An 842-nucleotide genomic window follows, 5' to 3' on the forward strand; every position below is an offset into this window, starting at 1 on the left:
ATGCTTTCCCCTGTAGGACAACACCGGTGGGTCGGTTCCACCATCTTATAAACAGTTACGTAACGACTTTCAGCCGGTCGTTACTCTCGGCACACGTATGAGCAGTGGCGTGGTTTGTCACGGACAATTGCAAACATTCACGTAATATTGGAAAATCCGCAGGATTTTCCAAGTAGGCGAGAACAAGCAATTATTTTTACACATTGTTAGGTGCAGGTTTTATATCTCATTCTCATTTAAATCTTTAGCTAAACTTGCAATTTTCAATTTTTTATTTCGAATTATATATTTTAAATCAGATAGCTTATCAATTGTCAACTGACGGTAATAATAATTTATATGTTCAAGAATTGCGAAAAGATTGAGAAATATTCCCACTAAAAACTTATGTGTGACTTCACAGTTGTTTTGAAATAATTGAATAAATAAAATTATTGGAATAAGTCCAATTAATATCCAGTTTAGTTTTTTTGAATTCTTAAAAAAATTTATATTTTTTACTTGATCAAATGGCTTATTTGTCAATTTATTTAACTTTAATTTCCAGTAGTGTTGTCCTTGAATTAAAATTATTATACAGGTTAAAACTCCATATAAAAGAAAAAAAATATCTTGAAATGAATAATTATACAATAAATAGACAAATAGTGCTGGAAATGACACAAAGGCGTGAAATTTTTCAATTGGATAATAATGTTTAAATCTTTTAATTAATTTTTGCTTGCTCATTTTTTTTAACTTGCACCTAACGTGAGTCTGTGCATCAACTCAATTCGGACTAAAATTAATGAATCAATTGCTATTTAGAGAGCGGTTAAGGTAGTATTTCTTTTGGCTTTAAA

At 29.8% G+C, this 842-nt stretch carries 1 protein-coding gene; it reads right to left on the reverse strand.

Going from position 1 to position 842, the window contains the following annotated elements:
- Positions 1–219: 219 nt before the first annotated feature.
- The gene (locus J4051_RS18845) at positions 220–729 is read right to left on the reverse strand and encodes a hypothetical protein (RefSeq protein WP_208235436.1); all 510 of its coding nucleotides are present in this window, start codon (positions 727–729) and stop codon (positions 220–222) included.
- Positions 730–842: the final 113 nt, after the last annotated feature.

This window comes from Gelidibacter pelagius, from assembly GCF_017581925.1.
GTDB classification, from domain to species: Bacteria; Bacteroidota; Bacteroidia; order Flavobacteriales; family Flavobacteriaceae; genus Gelidibacter; species Gelidibacter pelagius.